21 protein-coding genes, 1 rRNA gene, 1 pseudogene and 1 riboswitch are annotated in these 23,395 nt (G+C 70.5%); of the genes and pseudogenes, 7 read left to right on the top strand and 16 right to left on the bottom strand.

Annotated features, from left to right (window positions below; translation table 11 throughout):
- Positions 1–15: 15 nt before the first annotated feature.
- Positions 16–558 (bottom strand): Clp protease N-terminal domain-containing protein, encoded by a 543-nt coding sequence (locus ACFWA7_RS24215; RefSeq protein WP_385534772.1) that lies wholly within the window; start codon positions 556–558, stop codon positions 16–18.
- 231 nt (positions 559–789) lie between these two features.
- Here ACFWA7_RS24215 and ACFWA7_RS24210 point away from each other — a divergent pair.
- Both ACFWA7_RS24210 and ACFWA7_RS24205 read left to right on the top strand, forming a co-directional pair.
- Positions 790–986: pseudogene (locus tag ACFWA7_RS24210) on the top strand (hypothetical protein).
- Positions 987–1,126: 140 nt separating this feature from the next.
- On the top strand, positions 1,127–1,555 hold the full coding sequence (locus tag ACFWA7_RS24205; RefSeq protein WP_385825148.1) for an SRPBCC family protein: 429 nt from the start codon (positions 1,127–1,129) through the stop codon (positions 1,553–1,555).
- An 82-nt stretch (positions 1,556–1,637) separates the two neighbouring features.
- On the opposite strand, the gene ACFWA7_RS24200 is transcribed toward ACFWA7_RS24205, so the two are convergent.
- Entirely contained in the window at positions 1,638–2,234 is a 597-nt protein-coding gene (locus ACFWA7_RS24200) for a PadR family transcriptional regulator (RefSeq protein WP_385534766.1), read from the bottom strand.
- Between the two features lie 193 nt (positions 2,235–2,427).
- Between ACFWA7_RS24200 and ACFWA7_RS24195 the strand changes: the two genes are divergently transcribed.
- Positions 2,428–3,243, top strand: a complete 816-nt coding sequence (locus ACFWA7_RS24195; RefSeq protein WP_385534764.1) for a PhzF family phenazine biosynthesis protein — start codon at positions 2,428–2,430, stop codon at positions 3,241–3,243.
- Between the two features lie 98 nt (positions 3,244–3,341).
- On the opposite strand, the gene ACFWA7_RS24190 is transcribed toward ACFWA7_RS24195, so the two are convergent.
- Positions 3,342–4,145, bottom strand: coding sequence for a CPBP family intramembrane glutamic endopeptidase (locus ACFWA7_RS24190; RefSeq protein WP_385825146.1), 804 nt, complete (start codon positions 4,143–4,145; stop codon positions 3,342–3,344).
- 162 nt (positions 4,146–4,307) lie between these two features.
- On the opposite strand from ACFWA7_RS24190, the gene ACFWA7_RS24185 reads away from it, so the two are divergent.
- Positions 4,308–6,092 carry a substrate-binding domain-containing protein gene (locus ACFWA7_RS24185; RefSeq protein ID WP_385825144.1) on the top strand — a complete coding sequence of 595 codons (1,785 nt, stop codon included), beginning with the start codon at positions 4,308–4,310 and terminating at the stop codon, positions 6,090–6,092.
- Positions 6,093–6,111: 19 nt separating this feature from the next.
- On the opposite strand, the gene ACFWA7_RS24180 is transcribed toward ACFWA7_RS24185, so the two are convergent.
- Positions 6,112–7,632 (bottom strand): glutamate--cysteine ligase, encoded by a 1,521-nt coding sequence (locus ACFWA7_RS24180; RefSeq protein WP_385825142.1) that lies wholly within the window; start codon positions 7,630–7,632, stop codon positions 6,112–6,114.
- A gap of 489 nt (positions 7,633–8,121) precedes the next feature.
- Here ACFWA7_RS24180 and ACFWA7_RS24175 point away from each other — a divergent pair, with 489 nt between their 5' ends.
- Both ACFWA7_RS24175 and ACFWA7_RS24170 read left to right on the top strand, forming a co-directional pair.
- Complete coding sequence (locus ACFWA7_RS24175; protein ID WP_385534756.1) at positions 8,122–8,709, top strand: hypothetical protein; 588 nt, start codon at positions 8,122–8,124, stop codon at positions 8,707–8,709.
- Between the two features lie 335 nt (positions 8,710–9,044).
- Positions 9,045–9,251 (top strand): DUF5999 family protein, encoded by a 207-nt coding sequence (locus tag ACFWA7_RS24170; protein WP_067155431.1) that lies wholly within the window; start codon positions 9,045–9,047, stop codon positions 9,249–9,251.
- 135 nt (positions 9,252–9,386) lie between these two features.
- Here ACFWA7_RS24170 and gcvP read toward each other — a convergent pair whose 3' ends face one another.
- Complete coding sequence (gcvP, locus tag ACFWA7_RS24165) at positions 9,387–12,272, bottom strand: aminomethyl-transferring glycine dehydrogenase (RefSeq protein WP_385534753.1); 2,886 nt, start codon at positions 12,270–12,272, stop codon at positions 9,387–9,389.
- Between the two features lie 195 nt (positions 12,273–12,467).
- Positions 12,468–12,565, bottom strand: a riboswitch (glycine riboswitch).
- Between the two features lie 112 nt (positions 12,566–12,677).
- Between gcvP and ACFWA7_RS24160 the strand changes: the two genes are divergently transcribed.
- Positions 12,678–13,058, top strand: a complete 381-nt coding sequence (locus ACFWA7_RS24160) for a PRC-barrel domain-containing protein (protein WP_385825140.1) — start codon at positions 12,678–12,680, stop codon at positions 13,056–13,058.
- On the opposite strand, the gene ACFWA7_RS24155 is transcribed toward ACFWA7_RS24160, so the two are convergent.
- From ACFWA7_RS24155 to rrf, 11 genes are all read right to left on the bottom strand, one after another.
- Positions 12,971–14,467: a DNA polymerase IV gene (locus ACFWA7_RS24155; RefSeq protein WP_385825138.1), complete on the bottom strand. Its 1,497-nt coding sequence runs from the start codon at positions 14,465–14,467 to the stop codon at positions 12,971–12,973. The genes ACFWA7_RS24160 and ACFWA7_RS24155 overlap by 88 nt on opposite strands.
- A gap of 57 nt (positions 14,468–14,524) precedes the next feature.
- Positions 14,525–15,154, bottom strand: coding sequence for a MerR family transcriptional regulator (locus ACFWA7_RS24150; protein WP_385825136.1), 630 nt, complete (start codon positions 15,152–15,154; stop codon positions 14,525–14,527).
- Positions 15,155–15,340: 186 nt separating this feature from the next.
- Positions 15,341–15,814, bottom strand: a complete 474-nt coding sequence (locus ACFWA7_RS24145; RefSeq protein ID WP_006123076.1) for a bifunctional nuclease family protein — start codon at positions 15,812–15,814, stop codon at positions 15,341–15,343.
- A gap of 53 nt (positions 15,815–15,867) precedes the next feature.
- Positions 15,868–16,611 (bottom strand): MerR family transcriptional regulator, encoded by a 744-nt coding sequence (locus tag ACFWA7_RS24140; protein ID WP_385534745.1) that lies wholly within the window; start codon positions 16,609–16,611, stop codon positions 15,868–15,870.
- Positions 16,612–16,667: 56 nt separating this feature from the next.
- Positions 16,668–17,609: an FHA domain-containing protein gene (locus ACFWA7_RS24135; RefSeq protein WP_385534976.1), complete on the bottom strand. Its 942-nt coding sequence runs from the start codon at positions 17,607–17,609 to the stop codon at positions 16,668–16,670.
- A gap of 82 nt (positions 17,610–17,691) precedes the next feature.
- Positions 17,692–18,582: a DUF881 domain-containing protein gene (locus ACFWA7_RS24130; protein WP_385825134.1), complete on the bottom strand. Its 891-nt coding sequence runs from the start codon at positions 18,580–18,582 to the stop codon at positions 17,692–17,694.
- Positions 18,583–18,587: 5 nt separating this feature from the next.
- Positions 18,588–18,920, bottom strand: coding sequence for a small basic family protein (locus ACFWA7_RS24125; protein WP_003970459.1), 333 nt, complete (start codon positions 18,918–18,920; stop codon positions 18,588–18,590).
- On the bottom strand, positions 18,917–19,840 hold the full coding sequence (locus tag ACFWA7_RS24120; protein ID WP_385825132.1) for a DUF881 domain-containing protein: 924 nt from the start codon (positions 19,838–19,840) through the stop codon (positions 18,917–18,919). Before ACFWA7_RS24120 ends, ACFWA7_RS24125 begins: the two co-directional genes overlap by 4 nt.
- A gap of 95 nt (positions 19,841–19,935) precedes the next feature.
- Positions 19,936–22,431, bottom strand: coding sequence for a sugar phosphate nucleotidyltransferase (locus tag ACFWA7_RS24115; protein WP_385534739.1), 2,496 nt, complete (start codon positions 22,429–22,431; stop codon positions 19,936–19,938).
- A 110-nt stretch (positions 22,432–22,541) separates the two neighbouring features.
- Complete coding sequence (locus ACFWA7_RS24110; protein ID WP_385534737.1) at positions 22,542–23,150, bottom strand: CDP-alcohol phosphatidyltransferase family protein; 609 nt, start codon at positions 23,148–23,150, stop codon at positions 22,542–22,544.
- A gap of 154 nt (positions 23,151–23,304) precedes the next feature.
- Positions 23,305–23,395: ribosomal RNA gene (gene rrf / locus ACFWA7_RS24105) — 5S ribosomal RNA — on the bottom strand; the annotation flags it as partial.

The raw sequence follows: 23,395 nt of genomic DNA, 5'->3' as shown, positions 1-23,395 counted from the left end.
GAGAAGTCAGGACCGTCACCCCTGTGACACCTGTCGAGACGGCGGGGCCTCGACGAGCCGCGCCGCGAGCTCCCCGGCGTCGACCCCGGCGTGGTCGAGGACCTCCACGGCCCGGCACTCCGGATCGGCCGCGAGCGCCGCCAGGAGGTCGGTGCCACCCACCCGTATATCGCCGCGGTCACCGGACCGGGCCAGGGCGCCCTCCATCGCGGTGACCGCGGCGGGCGACCAGCCGGGCTGGGCGAGCAGCGGCAGCGCCCCCGAGTCCTCCACCGACCCCTGCCAGCGCAGCCCGTACCCGATGGACCGCTGGACGAGATAGCCGAGCACCCGCGCCACCTGCGGCGCGCCGTCGAAGGCGGCCCGCACCTCCGGGTCCGTCTCCATCAGCGAGTGCAGCAGATGGGCGGTGTCGATCTGCCGGTCGCCGTCGCGCAGCGCCCTCCTGCGGGCGCCCGCGACCACCGAAGCCATCTCGTCGGTGAGCCGGGCTTCGAAGTCGGGGGCGGCGGGGGCCGGAGCCGGGGCGGCCGGAACCTGCGGAATCGGGAGGTGCACTCTCCTACCCCATCAGGCACGCGGCCCGGAGACATCCCCGCCGGGAAGCATTCCGCATCCGACGTTGGGTGGGCACGGATGACCGAGTTCTCCTCCTTGTGGATGAGATTTGCGGTTTACGCCTCAGGGGCGCACACCGCACGGCCGCACGCCCCCGCGCAACCACACCGCCGCCGGACACGTCCCCTCCCGTACGACACAGGCGCACCGGCAACCGCGGGAGGTGGCCCGATGTGCTGGATGGTCGCTCTGCTCGCCGAGGACGGGCTGCAGTACGTGTACCGCGTGTACGCCCCGGGGGACGCCCTGCGCGGCGATCCGTTCGGGCCGCCTTCCACTGCCACGACGAGTCCTCGCGCCCGCGCGCGTCCGACCTCTTCGACTCGGCGCGGATACGGGCGTTACCGGTGAGCGACGCAAGGATCTGACGGTTCATCAGTATTGAATGTTCACGGCACCCCGGCTACGTTCCGCGACACGTTCCCGACGCGCGTTCCGATGCGCGTTCCTGATTCGCGTTCCCAAGTCGCGTTCCCGAGTCGCGTTCCTTGGGTGAAGGGGTGGTCGCATGGCCGAGGTCAGCGCGGAGGCGCGCCTGGAGGCTCCGGCGGAGAAGGTCTGGGCCCAGCTGACGGACTTCACCGCGTACGGCGAGTGGAACGCCACCCACACCGGTTTTCCGCACGGCGGCCCCGAGAAGCTGGAGCTCGGCGCCACCTACGCCGAGAACATGAAGCTCATGGGCTTCCCCGCCGAAGTCATCTGGACCGTGGACGAGTTCGAGGCGGGCCGGCTCCTCGGCATCAAGGGCAACGGCCCGATGGGGGTGAGCGTCGGCAACCGCTACACGCTCACGCCCGACGGGGACGCGACGGTGGTCCGCGTCGAGGGCGAGTTCACCGGCGCCGCCGTCTCCCTGATGGCGGGCAAGCTCAAGGACTCGGCGACGGCCGCGCTGAACGAGTCGCTGCGCAGGCTCGGCGGACTGGTGGCCTGACCGGCCGGGGCTTCCCCCACCACCCGCGCGCACGGGAAAGCCCCGCGACCGGTGGTCGCGGGGCTCTCGGTGGCCGACGGGGTCAGTCCTCGTCGGCCAGGATCAGATACAGCTTCTTACGGGAGTCGTTGATGACCCCGAGCGCCTTCTGGCGCTGTTCGGCGGTACCGGTCTTCCAGACCTGGCCGAACGCCTCCATCAGACCGAACCCGGCCTGGCGGATCTCGTTCATGCTCTCCCAGTCGACCCCGCGCCCGGCCTCTTCCCACGGGGCCTCGGCCCCGGATCCGGCTTCGGTGCGGCCGGCGTCGGTGAGCGTGAACAGCTTCTTGCCGCCCTCGCTCTCACTGGTGATCAGACCCTCGTCCTCCATCATCTGGAGGGTCGGGTAGACCGAGCCGGGGCTGGGCTTCCACGCCCCGCCGCTGCGCTCGACGATCTCCTGGATCATCTCGTAACCGTGCATCGGCCGGTCCTTCAGCAGGGCCAGGATCGACGCGCGGACATCCCCGCGCCGCGCCCTGCCCCGCGGACCGCCCCGGCCGCCGCGACCGGGCCCGAACGGTCCGCCGCCGAAGCCGGGACCGAAGGGCCCGAAGGCGGCACGCCGCCCCTCGAAGTCACCCCGACCGCGATGGCCGGGTCCGTGCTGTCCGTGCCCATGTCCATGTGAACGCATCGCTACGCTCCTTCCATCGTTGATCTGTCGCGATGCCTCAAAGATATATCGGGACTGTTCGGTTAGCAACCCTCGCCCTTCTTCCGAATGCCGGATGGACGGGGCCGGAGGCGGCCGACCGGTCCACCGAAGGGGCCAATGAACCCGGATTGGCCTTGGCCCGTGGCCTGCCGCGGCCCGTACCGTCACGCCCATGCAGATGCGAATCGTCGACGCCTTCACCGACCGCCCGTTCGCCGGAAACCCGGCCGGAGTCCTGCTCCTCGACGCGTTCCCGGAGGATGCCTGGCTGCAGGACGTCGCCCGGGAGATCAACCTCTCCGAGACCGCCTTCGCGCACCCGCTGCCGCCCGGCGGCGAGGCCGACTGGGCGCTGCGGTGGTTCACCCCGGCCACCGAGGTGAGCATGTGCGGGCATGCCACTCTGGCCACCGCCCATGTGCTGCACACGACGGGCGCCGCGACCGGCACGGTCAGGTTCGCGGCCCAGTGCGGCATCCTCTCGGCGACCGCGCACGAGGACGGGTCGATCACGCTCGACTTCCCCACCTCGCCGCTGACCCCGGTGGAGATCCCGGACGGCATCCCCGAGGCGCTCGGGGCGCGGCCCCTGTCCGTCCACGACACCTCCGAGTTCGTCGGAGACCTGGTCGTCGAGCTGGCGGACGAGCGGACCGTGCGGACCCTGACGCCCGACTTCAAGGCGCTGGCCGCGCACTCCAGGCGCGGCGTCATCGCCACGGCCGCGGCCGAGGACCCCTCCCTGGGCTACGACTTCGTCTCACGGGGCTTCTTCCCGGGCGTCGGCATCGACGAGGACCCGGTGACGGGCAGCGCCCACACCGCGCTCGCGCCGTTCTGGTCGGCGCGCCTGGGCCGCACCGAGCTGACCGGCCTCCAGGCCTCCGCCCGGACCGGCCTGGTCCACACGTCGCTGCGGGGCGAGCGCACCCTGCTGACCGGTTCGGCGGTCACCGTCATCGAGGGCGAGTTGCTGACGGCGCCGTAGACATAGCCGTCACGAACTGCGGGGACGCGTAAGGGGCGTACGCAATAGCCGTACGCCCCTTACACCTTCATCTACGCGCGCGTGCGCAGCAGCGGAAGTCACACCGTCGGCAGCCAGCTCACCTTCCCCGCGAGCAGCGCGTACCCGACGAACGCCCCGATGTCGAGCAGGGAATGGGCCACGACCAGCGGCCCGACCCGCTGCCAGCGGCGGTAGAGCAGGACGAACACGACGCCCATCGCCATGTTGCCGAGGAAGCCGCCGATGCCCTGGTAGAGGTGGTACGAGCCGCGCAGGACCGAGCTCGCCGCCAGTGCCGCAAGCGGGGTCCACCCCAACTGGCCGAGCCGGCGCAGCAGATACCCGACGACGATCACTTCCTCCAGCACGGCGTTCTGCACCGCAGACAGGACGAGCACCGGGTACTTCCACCAGACGTCCGGCAGCGACTCGGGGACGACCGTCAGATTGCCCCCGACCGCCCGCGCCACCAGATAGAACCCGAGCCCCGCGCTGCCGATCCCAGCCGCGATCAGCGCCCCTCTGCCGAGGTCCGGCCAGGGCCGCCTGCGGTCGAAGCCGATCACCCGCAGACCGCCCGCCCCCTCCCGCAGCAGCAGGTGCGCGACGAGCGCCACGGGTACCAGCGCACTCGCGATGCCGAAGAGCTGCCAGGCGAGATCCAGCCAGGGCCGCCCAGGGGCGTACGAGGTGTTGAGTTTCGCCGCCTGATCCTTGAGGCCGCCCGGCTTGGTGAGCGATCCGACAAAGCTGATCAGCGCAGAAACACCGCTCGCGCCGAGCGAGAGGGCCAGCACGAGCACCGTCTCGGACCGCAAGATCCGCGGCGACACCCCCTGTTCGGGAAGAGAATCAGCCACACGCCCCGCCTCCACCTGCACACCTGCCTCCAGTTGACCGAACCCGTCCCATGCCCCCCACTGCCCCGCTAGGGTCTCGAATGAAAGTACGAAGATCGCGCGCGACAGGCCGGGGGGCGAGCGCCATTTCGATGGTGCGGTCCCTCTTTTCCTTGTTCAGGATTCAAGGAGGGCACCACCGCCATGGGACGTCACAGCTTGCCCGACGAGTACGCGAACGAGGGAACCCGGGGCCGTCCGGCCACCGGCCGCCGCCGTACGGTCGTCGTCGCCACCCTGCTCGTGCTCGTCGTGGCGGGCGGCGCGGCGGTCGCCGCCGGCAGCGGACTGCTCTCCTTCGGCGACTCGTGCCGGGACTCCGCGGTGCGGCTGGATCTCGTCGCCTCCCCCGATGTCGCCCCGGCCGTCCGGTCCGTCGCCGAGCGGGCGCGCGCCGGCAGGGTCACCTCCGACGGCTCCTGCATCGACGTCCGGGTCACCGCCCGCGAGTCGTACAAGGTGGCCGACGCGCTCGGGGCGGGCCGCGACCCCGACTTCGCGGTGTGGATACCGGACTCGGCGCTGTGGGTGGACCGCGCCAAGGAGGGCGGCGAGAGCGTCCCGGTCGCCACGGCGGGCCACGTCGCCGCATCCCCGGTCACGCTCGCGCTGGTGGCGCCCGCCGCCAAGTCCCTGGGCTGGCCGTCCAGGACGTACACCTGGGCCGAACTCGCCGCAGCCGCCACCCGCTCGGACGCGCTGCGCCTGGGCGCGGCCGACCCGGCCCGCTCGGCCGTCGGCCTCCTCGCGCTGAGCAGCATCGGGCGCTCCACGGCCCGCCAGGGCGCGGACGGCGACACCAGCGCGGCGGCCGTGGCCAAGTCGCTCTCGCAGCGCACCTCCGACACCGACGCCCAGGTCGTCGACACGCTCGCCCGGGACGGCTCGGGCACCGAGAGCGGCAACCCGCGCCGCAACCAGGCCGTCGTCCTCTCCGAGCAGGCAGCGTACGCGTACAGCACCGGCCGGGGCGCGGGACAGGGGCTCGGCCTCTTCTACCCGAAGGACGGGGCGCCGCTGCTCGACTACCCGTACACGATCGTCCGCGAGAACCGGCTGAGCACCGACCGCAGCCGGGCCGCGATGCGGTTCCTGACGCTGCTCGGCGAGCCGGAGTCCCGGCGGACCCTCACGAAGAGCGGCTTCCGCACACCGGGCGAGGCGGTGGACGAGGCGGCCGTGAAGAAGGCGGGCGGGGCCGCGCCGCAGCCCTACGCCACATCCACCGCCGAGGCCCCGTCCGCCAAGGAGCTCCAGGAAGCCCTCGGGATGTGGACGATCACTGTGCAGAGCGCCCGGCTCACCACCGTCGTGGACGCCTCGGGGTCGATGGCCGCGCCCGTGCCCGGCGCGGGCGGCCGGTCGCGGATGGACGTCACCAAGGCCTCACTGCTCCAGGCGCTGGCGCAGTTCACGCCCGAGGACGAGATCGGCCTGTGGGACTTCGCCACCCGCCTCGACGGCTCGCGCGACTACCGCGAGCTGGTACCGACCGCCCGCCTCGGCGACCCGGTCAAGGGCGGGCGCACCCAGCGCGACCGGCTGGCCGCCGCCTTCGGCGCGCTCCAGCCGGTGCCGGACGGGGCGACCGGTCTGTACGACACGACGCTCGCCGCGTACAAGCAGGCCGCCGCGGGCTACCGGCCGGGGAGGTTCAACGCGCTGGTGATCCTCACGGACGGCGCCAACGAGGACCCCGGCAGCATCTCGCGCGGCGAGCTCGTCACCCGGCTCCAGAAGCTCTCCGACCCGGCGAAGCCCGTGCCGATGATCGCCATCGCGGTCGGCCCGGACGCGGACGGGGAGGCGGTCAAGGAGATCGCCCGGGCCACCGGCGGCGCGGGGTACCAGGTCACCGACCCGGCCGAGATCCAGGCGGTGATCCTGAAGGCCATCATGACGGTGGGTCAGGGCGGCCGGGCGAGCTGAGGAGCCCGCCCGCGCCCCCTCACCCGCCCCTCACCCCCGGCGCCGGGAAACCCACCGGCCAGGTGTGGACCGGCTCGCCGCCGTGCATCAGGTCGCGGTAGCGCCGGGTGGTGGCCGCCAGCGCCGCCTCGCGGGTCAGACCCGCGTCGAGGGCGCGGTGGTACGTGTCGACCTGCCAGGACGCCCCGTTGACGCGGCGCCGGCAGCGCTCCTCGATGACGCCGAGGTAGTGGTCCCGGTCGGCCTGCTCCACCCCCCACGCGTCGAGCCCGGCGTGGGCCAGCGGCAGCAGCTCGTCCCGGACCAGCTTGACGGCCGGTACCCGCGCGACGCCGCCCGCCCTGCGCGGTACCGGCCACAGCAGTTCGGCGTCAATGCCCTGGCGGCACGCCGTCTCGAAGTTGGCGGCCGCCACCGCGAACGGCATCCGGGTCCACACCGGCCTGCTGTCCTCGGCGAGGGAGCGCACCAGCCCGTAGTAGAAGGCCGCGTTGGCGATGACGTCGGTGATGGTGGGCCCGGCCGGGAGCACCCGGTTCTCCACCCGCAGATGCGGCACTCCGTGCGCGATCCCGTACACCGGGCGGTTCCAGCGGTAGATCGTCCCGTTGTGCAGGACGAGTTCCTGGAGCGTGGGCACCCCGCCGGCGGACAGCACCCGCAGCGGCTCCTCCTCGTCGCAGATGGGCAGCAGCGGCGGGAAGTAGCGCAGGTTCTCCTCGAACAGCTCGTACGCGGAGGTCACCCAGCGCTCGCCGAACCAGGTGCGCGGGCGCACGCCCTGGGCGCGCAGTTCCGGCGGCCGGGTGTCGGTGGCCTGCTCGAACAGCGGCGGCCGCGACTCGCGCCACAGCTCCCGGCCGAACAGGAAGGGCGCGTTGGCCCCCACCGCGATCTGCACGGCGGCGACGGCCTGCGCCGCGTTCCACACCGCCGCGAACCGCGCCGGGGTGACCTGGAGGTGCAGCTGTACGGAGGTACAGGCGGCTTCCGGGGTGATGGAGCCGGAGGTGCAGACGAGGCGTTCGACGCCCTCGATGTCGAGGGTGAAATCCTCGCCGCGGGCCGCCACGATCTGATCGTTGAGCAGCACATAGCGATCGGAATTCGAAAGGTTCGCTGATACGAGGTCCTGCTGGCTGATCGTCGGGAGAATTCCGATCATCAGGATCCCGGCACCGACCTCGCCTGCTTTTCGCTCGGCGTACCCGAGGCCGGTCCGCAGCTCCTCGGAGAGCTGATCGAAAACCCGGCCGCCGAGCCGGTGCGGGGCGATATTCACTTCGAGATTGAACATCCCGAGTTCGGTCTGGAAATCCTTGCTCGCAATCCTCTCAAGAACCTCCGCGTTCATCATGCGCGGCATACCGTCGGGCCCCACGAGATTCAGCTCGATCTCCACGCCCATCAGATTCCTCGGACGATCGAACCTCCGTTCGGTCAGGAGCCGCCCCAGCCCCTCCAGGCACTGCTGGAGCTTCTGCCGGTACGCGTGCCGATCGGACAGGTCGAACTCGCCCGCCACGACCTTCTCACCCATCGGGGCGTCCCTCCTCGAATGGGCAGCCGGCCCGGCCGGCCGCGTGCGTCACGGTCGATAATGCCCAGGCTGGCTGATCCATAACGCCCCATGGAAGGGGGTCTGCCGGTAAGCTGGTACGAACCGTCCCCGGGCACATGCATTCGGCATACAGCAACCTGCACATACCATCACTTCGGGAATCGTGATAAACACCGACGGGTTTCGGCCTACCGCCGCCGCAGGACCTTTCCAGGCCAGTCCGGTACCCCGTTCCTCGAATCGGGATGAATGCCGCATCACAAGGACCGGAATGCGACTTGCCCGCAATACGGGCGACAGCTAGATGAAACACGCCCTGAACACGTGTCGTATAAACTTCGGGAGCGAGGCAGAGAGTTGGCGCCCCGGCCAATGTCCCCCGGCCCCCCTCTGACCCGTATCACCGCAGACAGCGCCGTCCGCACCGCCCACGCACCAACGTGTCTCCGAAGTGAGAGGCGACCCACCATGCCGCTGCATGTTCCCCCGGCCCCCGCGCCCGCCCTGCGCAGCGTCCTCGCGGCACTCGGTTCCCCCACCGCCGTCCGCGCGGCGCGCACCCCCGCCCTGCGATCCGCCCAAGGTCCGCTGACCCCCGAACTCCCGCTCCCCGTCCATGTGCTGGACCGGATCACCCCGAGCGCCCGCGCCCCGCGCAGCCGCCTGGCCGGCTGGCGCTTCCTGATCAGCGACGGAGAGCGCGCGGTCGCGGCCGCGGACACCATGCTCACCCCGGACGGCTGGGCCTTCTCGCACTTCTTCGAGGGCCCCTACATCGCCTCGACCCAGCACGCCCTGCGCCAGGCGGAGGCGCTGACCATGGACTTCGAGCCCCGGCTGCTCTCGGTGCCGGAGCTGTACATGCTCACCCTGTGGCTGCGGCGCGACAGAACGTCCGACCCCGCCTCCGGCGATCTGGACCCGGCCGACCTGCTGGTGCCGCTGGCGCCCGCCCCGCCCGGCATCTGCGCCCACCGCCCGCACCAGGTCTCCGAGCTGCTGCCGGTGATCACCCTGCGGCTCACCCCCGCGCCGCTGCTGAGCCAGCCGGTCTGACGCGCCGCCCGCCTGCCGGCAGGTACGCGCCCACAGCGCTCCGGAGCCCTCTTCGGCCCGGGGCGCTGTGCCGTGCGCCCGTGCGCGTCCTCCGTACGGGCTAGCCCGTAACGGTCACCACGAACCACCCGAAGAGGCTGGGCAGTTGAGTTGAACCGGCCGCACGAGTGATGCGTCAATATGCAGTAGGAAGTGGTGCCGCGAAATCCCTGCGGATTGACGCCCGTAGGGCAACACTGGGAGCGGACCGACCGACTTAGCAACGGGGGGCGGCCATGAACACCGCATCGAGCCGCAGGAAACTCACTACTACGACGCAGCGAAAGAACGCATCCATGTGCCAGCACCAGCCAGCCTGCCCGACAGCCGACTCCGCCGACCGGGAGGCCGCGCAGCTCGTGGCGCACCACCCGGAACAGGGCTGGAGCCTGCTGTGCAACGGCGTCCTGATCTTCGAGGACACCGGGGAGCTGCTGCCGGACGGGCGGATCATCGCCCCGCACCGGGCGCTGACAGCCGGACAGGTGGCGAAGGCCGCCTAGCGCGGCACCGCCGGCACGGACACGCACATCGCACAGCCGCACAGCCGCACAGCACGACACGAAAAGAAGGGGCCGGCCCGGGGAGAAACACCCCCGCACCGGCCCCGACGTATGTCAGCCGTAGACGGCTCTACATCAGTTGTCGTACTCGTCCAGCGGCGGGCAGGAGCAGACCAGGTTGCGGTCGCCGAAGGCACCGTCGATGCGGCGCACCGGCGGCCAGTACTTGTCGGCGGCCGAGACCCCGGCCGGGAAGACGGCCTCCTCGCGGCTGTACGCGTGGTTCCACTCGCCGCCGAGCGCCGCCGCGGTGTGCGGGGCGTTGGCGAGCGGGTTGTCGTCGGCGGGCCACTCGCCCGAGGCGACCTTCTCGATCTCGGCGCGGATCGCGATCATCGTCTCGCAGAACCGGTCGATCTCGTTCAGGTCCTCGCTCTCGGTCGGCTCGATCATCAGCGTGCCGGCCACCGGGAACGACATCGTCGGCGCGTGGAAGCCGTAGTCGATCAGACGCTTGGCGATGTCGTCGACGCTGACGCCGGTCGACTTCGACAGCGGCCGAAGGTCCACGATGCACTCGTGCGCCACCAGGCCGTTGGGGCCGGTGTAGAGCACCGGGTAGTGCGGCTCCAGGCGCTTGGCGATGTAGTTGGCCGCGAGCACCGCGACCTGCGTCGCGCGCTTGAGGCCCTCGCCACCCATCAGACGCACGTACGCCCACGAGATCGGCAGGATGCCCGCCGAGCCCCACGGGGCGGCCGAGATCGGGCCGACGCCCGTCTCGGGACCGGCCGTCGGCTGGAGCGGGTGGTTCGGCAGGTACGGCGCGAGGTGCGCGCGCACACCGACCGGGCCGACGCCGGGGCCGCCGCCGCCGTGCGGGATGCAGAACGTCTTGTGCAGGTTCAGGTGCGAGACGTCGCCGCCGAACTTGCCCGGCTTGGCGAGGCCCACCAGGGCGTTGAGGTTGGCGCCGTCGACGTAGACCTGGCCGCCCGCGTCGTGCACCTCGCCGCAGATGTCCGCGACGTGCTCCTCGAACACACCGTGCGTGGACGGGTAGGTGATCATGAGCACCGAGAGCTCGTCGCGGTACTGCTCGATCTTGGCGCGCAGGTCGGCGATGTCGACCTCGCCGTCGTCGGCGGTCTTCACCACGACGACCTTCATACCGGCCATCACGGCGCTGGCTGCGTTGGTGCCGTGCGCGGAGGACGGGATGAGGCAGACCGTGCGCTGCTCGTCGCCGTTGGCCCGGTGGTAGGCGCGGACCGCGAGCAGCCCCGCGAGCTCGCCCTGCGAACCGGCGTTGGGCTGGATCGACACCGCGTCGTACCCGGTCACCTCGGCGAGTCGCTCCTCCAGCTCGTGGATGAGCGTGAGGTAGCCCCCGGCCTGCTCGGCCGGCGCGAAGGGGTGCATCTGGCCGAACTCGGGCCAGGTGACCGGCTCCATCTCGGTGGTCGCGTTCAGCTTCATGGTGCAGGAGCCGAGCGGGATCATGCCGCGGTCCAGCGCGTAGTCGCGGTCGGCGAGCTTGCGCAGGTAGCGCAGCATCGCGGTCTCGGAGCGGTGCTGGTGGAAGACCGGGTGGGTCAGGACGTCGTCGGTGCGCAGCAGCGCGCCCGGCAGCGTGTCCGCGGCCGCGGTGTCCAGCGCCTCGATGTCGCCCTCGGCGCCGAAGGCGGCCCAGACGGCGGCGATGCGGTCGCGGTCGGTGGTCTCGTCGCAGGCGATCGAGACGGTGTCGGCGTCGACCAGGTACAGGTTGACCCCGCCGTCACGGGCGGCGGCGACGGCGTCGGCGGCCTTGCCGGGGACCTTGACGGTCAGCGTGTCGAAGTACGAGCCGTGCACGACCTCCACACCGGCGGCGCGCAGCCCCTCGGCGAGGATCACCGCGTACCGGTGGGTGCGGCGGGCGATCTGCCGCAGGCCGTCCGGGCCGTGGTAGACCGCGTACATGCCCGCCATGACGGCGAGCAGGACCTGCGCCGTACAGATGTTGCTGGTGGCCTTCTCGCGGCGGATGTGCTGCTCGCGGGTCTGCAGCGCCAGGCGGTACGCCCGGTTGCCGTCCGCGTCGACGGAGACGCCGACCAGGCGGCCGGGCAGGCTGCGGGCGAACTTCTCCTGGACCGCCATGTAGCCGGCGTGCGGGCCGCCGAAGCCCATCGGGACGCCGAAGCGCTGGGTGGTGCCCACCGCGATGTCCGCGCCGAGCTCGCCGGGCGAGGTCAGCAGGGTCAGGGCGAGCAGGTCGGCGGCGACGGTGACGATCGCGCCCAGCTCGTGGGCCTCGTCGATGACCGGCTTGAGGTCGCGGACCTGGCCGGAGGCGCCCGGGTACTGGAGCAGCACACCGAAGACACCGCGCTCGGCCACCTCGGCCGGGATGCCGTGGCTCAGGTCGGCGACGACGACCTCGACACCGGTCGGCTCGGCGCGCGTCTCTATGACGGCGACGGTCTGCGGCAGCGTGTCCGCGTCGACGAGGAAGACCCCGCCCTTGACCTTGCCGACCCGGCGCGAGAGCGCGAGCGCCTCGGCGGCCGCGGTGCCCTCGTCGAGCAGCGAGGCGCCGGAGGTGGGCAGCCCGGTGAGGTCGGCGACGACGGTCTGGAAGTTGAGCAGCGCCTCCAGACGGCCCTGCGAGATCTCCGGCTGGTACGGCGTGTACGCGGTGTACCAGGCCGGGTTCTCCATGACGTTGCGCAGGATCACCGGTGGGGTGAACGTGCCGTAGTAGCCCAGGCCGATCATCGGGGCCAGGACCTTGTTGCGGTCGGCGAGGGTGCGCAGCTCGGCCAGGACCTCGGCCTCGGTGCGGGCGCCGGGCAGACCCAGCGCCTCGGCGCTCTTGATCACGTCCGGCACGGCCGCGGCGGTCAGCTCGTCGAGCGAGCCGTAGCCGACCTGCGCGAGCATCTTCGCCTGGGCCTCGGCGTCGGGCCCGATGTGACGCTGCTCGAAGGGAATGCCACGCTCTAGCTCGGTGAGCGGCATGCGGTTGGCGGTCATTACGGAGGCCTCCTGGTCTGCACGACCTGCGAGGGGCACCACGGCGCGGGTGCCCGGACGGCCTCCCCCTCTGTCATCTCAACCTGAGAGTTTCACCGGGGCGCGTGGGGGCGTCCCGGCTTTCACCGTCGGTGAGGAAGGGGCGCGCGCACGGGCGTATGCCCGCACGTCCCCCGTCCTGCTTTCCAGAGTGACCTCGTCCGCGCGGTACGTGGGCCTGAGAGATTCCGGGGAGGATTTGCTCCTTCGGCGCCTCCGGACTTCTTTCCGGAGGACTCTCCCGCGCGGGGTCAGCAGCCATCGCCAGGGTACCAGCGCGTTCAGGCCCTGATCCTTCGAGTGGCCGATGCCCGCGATGTGCACTTTCGTAGTGCTTACGAGCAGCTGCGACCAGTTGGAGGGACCGTGCAGACCGATATCGATCCGCGCAGCCTGATCGGCCGCAAGGCGTTCGACCGCAACGGCAACAAGATCGGCACGGTGGACGAGGTCTACCTCGATGACGCCACCGGAGTGCCCGAGTGGGCCGCCGTACGCACCGGCCTGTTCAGCCGGGACGCCTTCGTCCCGCTGGAGCCCAGCACCCTCGTCGGCGAGGCGCTGCACATCCCCTACGACCGGGCGCTGATCAAGGACGCTCCCGACTTCGGAGTCGGCCGCCACCTCTCCCCCGAACAGGAGCTGCAGCTCTACCACCACTACGGTCTGGACATCGCCGCCCCCGATCCGCTCCCCGGCCCCGACCGGGACTTCGGACGGCTCGCGGGCGAGGAGGACGACACCTGACCCTCCACGTCACCCGCCTCCCCGGCCCCGGCCTCCGTCTCCGTCTCCGTCTCCCCGGGCCCGGCCACCAGCGGCAGCGGCTCGGACGGCTCCAGGTCGGGGTCGTCCACCCGGAACGTCCGCACCCGTCCGGGCGCGGACGCCGTGGGCGTCTCGAACCGGACGGTCACCCGCCCCACCCCGCTGCCCTGCACCCAGCCGGGGCCGAACTCGCGGTGGCACACATCGTGCCCGGCCACCCAGCGCCGCTCGGCCGGATCCGCCGCGGCCGCCTGCTCGGGGGCGGCGGCCGGAGCCGACTCCTCCTCGGCGGCCTCCTCCCCTGCCTCCCGCTCACCGGCCGCCTGGGCGAAGAGGTCCTCCTGCGTGAAGTCCGCGAGGCCGCTGACCCCGACCCCGAGGAGGCGCACGCCACCCGTCGTGTCCACGGAGTCGAGCAGACGGCCGGCCGCCTCGCGCACCACCGCGGGGTCGTCCGTGGGCCCCCTGAGCGTCTCCGACCGGGTCAGCGTCGAGAAGTCGTACCTGCGGACCTTCAGGACGATCGTGCGGCCCGAGTGCCCGGACGCCCGCAGTCGCTGCACACACCGGTCGGCGAGCCGCCCCACCTCGTTCATCACCCGCACCCGGTCGTGCAGATCCACGTCGAAGGTGTCCTCGACCGACACCGATTTGGTGTCCCGCTCGGCCACCACCGGCCGGTCGTCGAGCCCGAGCGCCATCCGGTGCAGCGACGCCCCGTGCGCCTTGCCGAGCAGCCGTACGAGCTCGTCCTCGCCCGCCTCGGCCAGATCCGCGACCGTGGTCATCCCGGCCCTGCGCAGATGCTCCCCGGTCGCGGGCCCCACACCCGGCAGCGTCCTGACCGTCATCGGGGCGAGCAGCGCCCGCTCGGTGCCGGGCTCTATGAGCACCAGCCCGTCGGGCTTGGCCTCCTCCGAGGCGATCTTCGCCAGCATCTTGGACCCGGCGAGCCCCACCGACCCCGTCAGACCCGTCGCTGCCCGGATGTCCTCCCGCAGCCGCTGACCGGCCTCACGGGCCGACTGGGCGTCCCACGCGACTCCCCCGGCCTCCAGGTCCACGAAGGCCTCGTCGAGGCTCAGGGGCTCCACCAGAGGCGACAGCCGCCCCAGCAACTCCATCACCTGTTCGCTGATCGAGCGGTAGAAGCCGAAGCGCGGCACCAGATACGCGCCATTGGGACACAGCCGTCTCGCCTGAGCCATCGGCATCGCGGAACGCGCACCGAAGCGCCGTGCCTCGTACGACGCGGTGGCCACCACACCGCGCGGTCCGAGGCCGCCCACGATCACGGGTTTTCCGCGCAGGCTGGGCTTCGACGCCTGCTCTGCGGCGGCGAAGAAGGCATCCATGTCCAGATGCAGAATGGTCGGCGCGGCTCTCACACCACCGATGCTGCCTCACGCCACTGACAATCGGCCCCGCGGCAGCCCCGCGGCCCCTCAGACCGCGCGGTTGCGGCGCCGGGCGAGCTCGTCGGCGGGGTTCTGCCCGACCAGCGTCTCGCCGGTGTCGACCCGCTCTCCGTGCAGCTGGGACAGGGCCGCCTCGACGTCGTGCCACACCACGCCGACCGCGATGCCGAAGACACCCTGGCCGCCCTTGAGCAGGTCCACGACCTCGTCGGGCGATGAGCACTCGTAGACGGTGGCCCCGTCGCTCATCAGCGTCATCCGCTCCAGATCGCGGAAGCCGCGCTCGCGCAGGTGCTGGACGGCGGTGCGGATGTTCTGGAGGGCGACCCCGGTGTCCAGGAAACGCTTGACGATCTTGAGGACGACGACGTCCTTGAAGCTGTAGAGCCGCTGGGTGCCCGATCCGTACGCCGGACGCACACTGGGCTCGACCAGGCCGGTGCGCGCCCAGTAGTCGAGCTGCCGGTAGGTGATCCCCGCCGCCGCGCACGCCGTCGGCCCCCGGTATCCGACGGTGTCGGTGCCGGCGTCCTCCACCGCACTGTGAGGGGGGTACCCACCGCTAGAGCTCGGCCGAGAGCCTGGGGGCGGGTACGGCCCGCTCTCCCCCGGACGTCCGGGGGCCTCCCCTGCCGTACTGTCGCCGCTGCTTCCCACGCCGACCCTCCGTCCTAGAACTGCCCTCACGACGGTAGGCAGTCACTCGGGGTGCGTCAACGATCGCCACACTCGGCACGCCGAGTGATAATCACCCTGAGAGTGGTTTCGCGTACCCCTCTTCGGGGAAAGGCTACTCGAATGCGCCGGAGCCGCCCCGGTGCTCGGGGCCCCCGGCGCAGCGGCTCACTGACTGTTGGTGCCGAAGTCCTCGGGCGAGATCTGGTCGAGGAACTCGCGGAACTTCTCCACCTCGTCCTCCTGCTCGTCCGGGATCGCGATCCCCGCGTCGTCGAGCACCCCGTCGCTGCCGTAGATCGGCGTTCCGGTGCGCAGCGCCAGCGCTATGGCGTCGGACGGACGCGCGCTCACCTCGACACCACTGGCGAAGACCAGCTCCGCGTAGAAGACACCCTCCCGCAGGTCCGTGATGCGGACCTCGGTCAGCTCCTGGCCCACGGCCTCCAGCACGTCCTTGAAAAGGTCGTGCGTCAGCGGCCGCGCCGGAGCCATCCCCTGCTGGGCGAAGGCGATCGCGGTCGCCTCCCCTGGACCGATCCAGATGGGGAGGTACCGATCGCCTCCCACTTCACGCAGGAGCACGATCGGTTGGTTGGAGGGCATTTCCACCCGGACACCCACGACGTCGAGCTCGTTCACACAGCAACCCTAGGACGTGCCCGGCAGGTTTGGGTAGTCGGGGACCCCCTGGCTCAGTGCAGCCGGACCCCGAGAGCGGTCTGGACCAGGGCGGCGTGGAGCCGCACGGACAGCGCCGCCAGCTCCCTGACGGTCGCCTCCGCATGCGCCCTGGTCTGCGGGTTGCGGTGCAGCCGCAGGGGTGCGACCACCTGTTCGATCAGACCGGCCTCGCGGTCGGCCGCCGCCTTCATGGCGCGAAGATGCCGCGGTTCCAGACCGAATCGGCCCAGGTCCGCCACGAGACGCGCCACGTTCACCGACTCCGCGTCGTAGCCGCCCTCGGGGCCGGCCTTGAGCAGCCCGTAGGACTCCCAATCGGTCAGCTCCGCCTCGGTGACCTCGGCGCCCACCAACAGCTCCGTACGCCCCACACGGGACGCCGTGCGGCGCTCCGGGTCCCCCTCGGCCCCGCCGTCCGGGAGATCGCCCGCGCCGCCCGGAGCGGGCAGCACGGGCTGCTCCCCCCGGCTCAGCGCGTCGAGGTGCTCACGGATGACCTTCAGCGGCAGATAGTGGTCCCGCTGCATCCGCAGCACCTGGGCGAGCCGCTCCACGTCCTCGGGGCTGAACTTGCGGTACCCCGACGGCGTACGCCGGGGCTCCACCAGGCCTTCGGACTCCAGGAAGCGGATCTTGGAGATGGTGACTTCGGGGAACTCCTCGCGCAGCTGGTTCAGCACGGTGCCGATGCTCATCAGCCGGTCGCCAGCGGTGGCGGTGCCGTTTCCGGCACCGCCCCTCGGTGTGTGCAGCATGGGCCTTCCCTGGATGGTTCTTCCCCTGAGGGGCCCCCGAACGGAATCTGGAGAGGTCAGACGCCGCGCTGGCTCGCGTAGAACACCAGCCGGTACTTCCCGATCTGCACCTCGTCGCCGTTGGACAGGTCGATCGAGTCGATCCGCTCCCGGTTCACATACGTACCGTTGAGACTGCCGACGTCCGAGACGGTGAAACGGCCGTCCGCGCCCCGACGGAACTCCACATGGCGGCGCGACACGGTCACGTCGTCGAGGAAGATGTCGCTCTGCGGATGCCGGCCCGCCGTGGTCAGCTCGCCGTCCAGCAGGAAGCGGCTGCCCGAGTTCGGCCCGCGGCGCACCACCAGGAGGGCGGAGCCCAGCGGCAGCGCGTCGACGGCGGCCTGCGCCTCCGGCGACAGCGACGGCAGCGCCGTCTGGCCCGTCACCTCGGAGTCGTACGCCTCCAGGCCGGAGATCGAGATCGTCGACGTGGTCTCCGCGGCACGCTCGGGAACCGCGCCCGGGCGCAGCGGCGCGCCACAGTTGGAGCAGAAACGGCTCGCCGCCGCATTGCTGTGCCCGCACCTCGTACACACCGGCATGGACGGATCCTCCTGCCCGGGCTGGACCGCGTGGGCGCTGGTCGCATACGGATCGCGCGCAAACCCTCCACCCGTACTTGATGGTTCCCCGAAACCTATGCGGCCGGGACCGGCAGGGTCAACAGAAGACGCGCCCGGACCGCCCGGAATGTCACCACCGGGGCGGCCCACCTCATCGCGGAACAGCGGGCGCTCGCCGCCCTGCTCCTCCGCCTGTCCACGGCCTCGGGCACGATGCCGGGCGGAGCCGTTGGCACCGTCCTCACGTGCGCTCTTGCCGAACAACTTCGCAAACAACTTCACGGGCGATTCCCCTTGACCGAAACAGACCCGCCCGTGGGGCAGGACGAACCCAGAATCAACACACCGGCCGACCCGGACATCCTCACAACGTCCGTATCCGCCAAACAGTTTCCACCACGCACCACGAGTTGGGTGCGCCGACCCCCCGCAAGCTCATGCCCTTGTGCGGTCGCTCGCATGCGGCCCCGCGTCACCGCGAGGACGACCGAGCGTAGTCAGGCCGCTTCGCAGGTCGCAAGGCATCCACGACGATCTTCCCGGAACGGACCACTGTGGCCGTGGCCTGCTCCTTCTCCAGAGTCTGCACCACGCCGCCGGGGATGTTGAGCGCGGGTTCGAGATCCTGTGGCTTTCCGATCACCTTGAAGACATAGGGAGCGGTGACCTTCCGGCCGTCGACCTCGATGCCCCCGTCTGCGTCCGAGAAGTACGTGTTGGCGACCACCCGGACGTCGTTGACCTGGATCGCCTCCGCGCCCGCGGCACGAAGCTCCTGGATGGTGTCCAGCAGTTTGTCCGCCTCGACCGCCTTCTTGGAGTCGGTGATGGTCAGCGTGATACCGGGGCCCTGCGCCGCGACCGTACCGGCCAGGATCCCCAGCTGACGCTCCTTCTCCAGGGTCTGCTTACGCGCCTCCGCCGCCTGGTTCGAGCTCGTCTCCAGCTCGGTGCGCTGGCCTTCCAGCCGCTGCTTCTCGTCCTCAAGACGCTTGGTACGGGAGTCCAGCTCGTCCAGGATGCGCACCAGGTCCTCCTGGCGGGCCCCCCGCAGCGCGCTGTTGTCGCTGGTGGAGCGGACCTGGATGGCCAGTCCCAGGCCGAGCACGAACAGCAGCAGGGCGACGATCAGTTGGGCCCGGGTCACCCGCGGCGGCCACAGCCCCGCGGCCAGCCGCTGGCGGCCCGTCTGCTGCGGCCCCGACGGCTCCTGGGGCGCGGGGGCGGGCATCTCGGGCGCCGGGGGCGTCGCGGGCGCCTTCGGCGTGTCGGCCCGAGGGGGCTCCGGCACGGAAGGAGTGCCTCCGGCGGCGGGTCCCGGGGTGCGCTCCGGGCCCTGCTCTGGGGTGTCTTCGCTGCTCATCGGCCTCACGCCCGGAAGACGTGCCGGCGGATGGCCGCGGCGTTGGAGAAGATCCGGATGCCGAGCACGACGACCACACCGGTCGACAGCTGCGCGCCCACGCCCAGCTTGTCACCGAGGAACACGATCAGCGCAGCCACGACGACGTTCGACAGGAAGGACACCACGAAGACCTTGTCGACGAAGATGCCGTCGAGCATGGCCCGCAGACCGCCGAAGACCGCGTCCAGCGCGGCGACGACGGCGATGGGCAGATACGGCTCGACCACCGCAGGCACCTCGGGCCGGACCAAAAGTCCGACCACGACTCCCACGACGAGGCCAAGTACGGCGATCACGATGTGCCTTTCCCTGTGGCGGCCGCGCCCCTGCCGGCGCCCGTGGCCTGCGGCTGTGCTGTGCGTACGATCAGGCTCGGCGCGGCCGGCAGGCGCACCTCGCCCTGGTCCGAAATGCTGGTACGGATGCCGTAGTTCTCCTGGAGCACATGGAGATACTGACCGTCGGCGCTGTCCTGGAAGGCGGTGCTGAGCTTCTTCCCGTCCCCCACCGCGAGCACCGTGTACGGCGGCACCAGCGGCCTGTTGTCGACCAGTATGGCGTCGCCGGCCGCCCTGATCGCCGAAAGAGCGGTCAGCCGCTGCCCATTGATGGCCACGGCCTCGGCGCCGGACTGCCAGAGCCCGTTGACGATGCGCTGCATGTCGCGGTCGCGGACCCGGCCGGTGTCCGAGAAGCTGCTGTTCTCGCGCGGACCGCCGCCCCCGCCCGACTCGGTGCTCTTGGCGTCGTCGACGACCAGCTTCACACCGGGGCCGTACACCTCGGTCGCTCCCGACAGCAGCGCGACCAGTTCACCCTGGTCACCGCCGTGCTTCTCCAGCGCCCTGCGCTGGCGGTCACCGACCTCGTCGCGCAGCGAGTCGACCTCTTTCTGGAGGTCGTCCGCCGCCTTGGTCTCCGCCTCCACACGCCCGATCAGCTCCTGGCGCTCCTTGGCGACCACCGGTGCCGTTATCCGCGCCTGCGCGGCGCCGATCGTCACCACCACGGCGGCGAGCACCAGACCGGCGGCCAGCCCGAGCTTCGCGCGCAGGGTGCGGGGCATGCCCTCCTGGCCCTCGGCCTTGCGCCGGGCCGTCGCCTCCGCGTACCCGTCGTCGAGCGCGTGGTCCATCACATTGGTCAGCAGCGACATGGACGCGTCGGGGCGGGACGGCGGAGAAGGTGTGCTCCGAACGGGGGGCTGCTGCGACATGCCGCACATCGTCGCACGTCGGCGCCCCTGCCGCCGAATGGCCCCACCGGTGCGCCGGGCGGCGTCCCACGACCCCGCCCGGCGCCCCCGGGACCTCAGTGACCTGCGCTGTCCACGATCACGGACCACTCGTCGAGCAGCGCCTGCGCGGAGGCGTCGTCGGGCCCCTCGGCCCACAGATGGGTGACCGCCTCGGCCGGGTCGGGCAGCACCATCACCCAGCGGCCGTCGGCCTCGACGACCCGTACACCGTCGGTCGTGTCCACCGACCGGTCCCCGGCCGCCTCGACCACCCGCCGCATGACCATGCCCTTGACCGCCCACGGCGTCGCCAGGTCCCGGCGCAGTACATGCGCACGCGGTATCCGCGAATCGATCTGGCTGAGCGTCAGCTGCGTCCGCGCCACCAGGCCGATCAGCCGTACGAAGGCGGCGGCGCCGTCGAAGACGCTGCTGAACTCGGGAATGATGAACCCGCCGCGTCCGTCGCCGCCGAAGATGGTCGACTCCTCACGGCCCACACGCGTGAGGTCGTCGGGCGACGTGGTCGTCCACTCCACCTGCGTACCGTGGTACGCGGCGACCTGCTCGGCGATACGGGTCGTGGTCACCGGCAGCGCCACCCGCCCGCTGCGCCGCTCGGCCGCCACGAGATCGAGCATCACCAGGAGCGCCCGGTCGTCCTCGACGATCCGCCCGCGCTCGTCGACCAGCGAGAGCTTCTCCCCGACCGGGTCGAACCGCACCCCGAACGCGGCCCGGGCCGAGGCCACGATCTCCCCGAGCCGCACCAGACCGGCCCGCCGCCCGTCCGCCGTCTCGGTCGGCCGCGACTCGTCGAGCCCCGGGTTGATGACGAGCGAGTCCACCTGGAGCCGACCGAGCAGACTGGGCAGGACCAGCCCCGCGCTGCCGTTGGACGCGTCGACCACGACCTTGAGTCCGGCCTCCGCGACACCCGTCGTATCGACCTTGCGCAGCAAGGAACCGGTGTACGAGTCGAAGACGCTGTTCGGGAACTGCAGGTCCCCGATCTCGCCGGGGAACGCCCGCCGGTACTCCTGACGTGCGTACACCCGGTCCAGCTTGCGCTGCCCGGCCTGCGAGAGGTCCGCGCCCCGCTCGTCGAAGAACATGATGTCCACGGAGTCCGGCACACCGAGCGAGGTCCGGATCATGATCCCGCCGGCACTGCCCCGCGCGGTCTGCTGTCTGGCCACCGGCAGCGGTACGTTCTCCAGGTCCCGGACGTCGATGGCACTGGCCTGGAGGGCCGAGATCACCGCCCGCTTCAGGGCGCGCGCGCCACGCGAGTGATCACGGGCCGTCGTGACGGTCGCACCCTTCTTCAGGGTCGTGGCGTAGGCACCGGCCAGCCGCACCGCCAGCTCCGGAGTGATCTCCACATTGAGGATGCCGGAGACACCGCGCGCCCCGAAGAGATGGGCCTGGCCGCGCGACTCCCAGATCACCGAGGTGTTGACGAACGCACCCGCCTCGATGGTCTTGAACGGATAGACCCGGACATTCCCCTGAATGATCGATTCCTCACCGACCAGGCACTCGTCCCCGATGACGGCGCCGTCCTCGATCCGGCACGACCGCATGATGTCGGTGTTCCGGCCGATCACGCAGCCGCGCAGATTGCTGTGCTGCCCGATGTAGACGTTGTCGTGGACGACGGCCTTGTGGAGGAAGGCCCCCGTCTTGACGACGACATTGGACCCGATGACCGTGTGCTCGCGGATCTCCACATCGGCTTCGACCTTGGCGTAGTCGCCGATGTACAGCGGGCCGCGCAGCACCGCGTCCGGATGGACCTCCGCGCCCTCGGCGACCCAGACGCCGGGCGAGATCTCGAAGCCGTCGATGTCGACGTCGACCTTGCCTTCGAGCACGTCGGCCTGCGCCTTCACATAGCTCTCGTGCGTGCCGACGTCCTCCCAGTAACCCTCCGCGACATAGCCGTAGATGGGCTTGCCCTCCTTCATCAGCTGAGGGAAGACATCACCGGACCAGTCGACGGACACATCGGCGTCGACGTAGTCGAAAACCTCCGGCTCCATCACATAGATTCCGGTGTTCACCGTGTCCGAGAAGACTTGGCCCCAGGTCGGCTTCTCCAGGAAGCGCTCGACCTTTCCCTCTTCGTCGACGATGGTGATGCCAAATTCCAGCGGGTTGGGCACCCGGGTCAGGCACACCGTGACCAGTGCGCCCTTCTCCTTGTGGAAGTTGATGAGATCCGTCAGATCGAAGTCGGTGAGGGCATCACCCGAGATGACGAGAAAGGCGTCGTCCTTCAGGGCCTCCTCGGCGTTCTTGACGCTGCCCGCGGTACCGAGGGGCTTCTCCTCGTTGGCATAGGTGAGCTCCATCCCGAGCTCCTCGCCGTCGCCGAAATAGTTCCTGACCAGCGAGGCCAGGAACTGCACGGTTACGACGGTCTCATTGAGCCCATGCCGCTTGAGCAACCGCAGCACATGCTCCATGATCGGCCGGTTTACCACCGGCAGGAGCGGCTTGGGCATGCTCGAGGTCATGGGGCGAAGGCGTGTTCCTTCGCCGCCAGCCATCACAACGGCCTTCATGTCGGAAGCGTCCTCCTTGACGAGATGACGGTCTAGCCGACTGCACCCGTCCGGGTGGGCCCCCTGGCCTCATGCGCGGATCCCTCTGCTCCGAAGGACCGCCGACGAGCTCAATCGGCCGCTGAGTCCGCCTTGACCAGTCGGCGGACCTGAACCACATACAGGATCCCTGCCCACCAATACAGACTTGTACCCCATCCAGCGAACGCCCATCCGAAAATCGCCGCCAGATCGGCGAGCCATCCGCTTCCGTCGCTCAGCAGAAGCAACGGGAAGGCGTACATGAGGTTGAACGTGGCCGCCTTACCCAGGAAGTTCACCTGCGGCGGCGGATAGCCGTGCCTGCGGAGGATTCCCACCATCACCAGAAGCATCAGCTCCCGGGCCAAAAGGGCAGCGGTCAGCCAAACCGGCAGGATCTCCCGCCAGGTGAGACCCACCAGCGTGGAAAGGATGTACAGCCGGTCGGCCGCCGGGTCAAGGAGCCGGCCGAGACTGCTGATCTGGTTCCAGCGCCGGGCGAGCTTCCCGTCCAGGTAGTCACTGACACCGCTCAGCAGCAGTACGAGCAATGCCCAGCCATCGCTCTTGGGCCCGCCGAACTCGGGTCGGAGGATCAGCCACAGGAACACGGGTACGCCGACGAGGCGCGCCATGCTGAGGATGTTGGGGATGGTGAGCACCCGGTCCGTCTGAACGCGAGTCTCCTGGACCTCCACCCGGGGGCCTCCTGTGAAAGTGCCAACGATGCCCCCTGACCTTACCGGCAGCGGACGGGCACGAGTGCACAGGGGTACGGGTCGGATAAGGCCCTGAACGCAAAAATGCCTCAACCCCCGGCCCAAAAGAGCACGGGGGTTGAGGCTAAAGATTGTTCGGCGGTGTCCTACTCTCCCACAGGGTCCCCCCTGCAGTACCATCGGCGCTGAAAGGCTTAGCTTCCGGGTTCGGAATGTAACCGGGC

Source organism: Streptomyces sp. NPDC059994 (assembly GCF_042737755.1).
Classification (GTDB): Bacteria; Actinomycetota; Actinomycetes; order Streptomycetales; family Streptomycetaceae; genus Streptomyces.
This window is presented reverse-complemented; position numbering and strand designations above follow the sequence as displayed.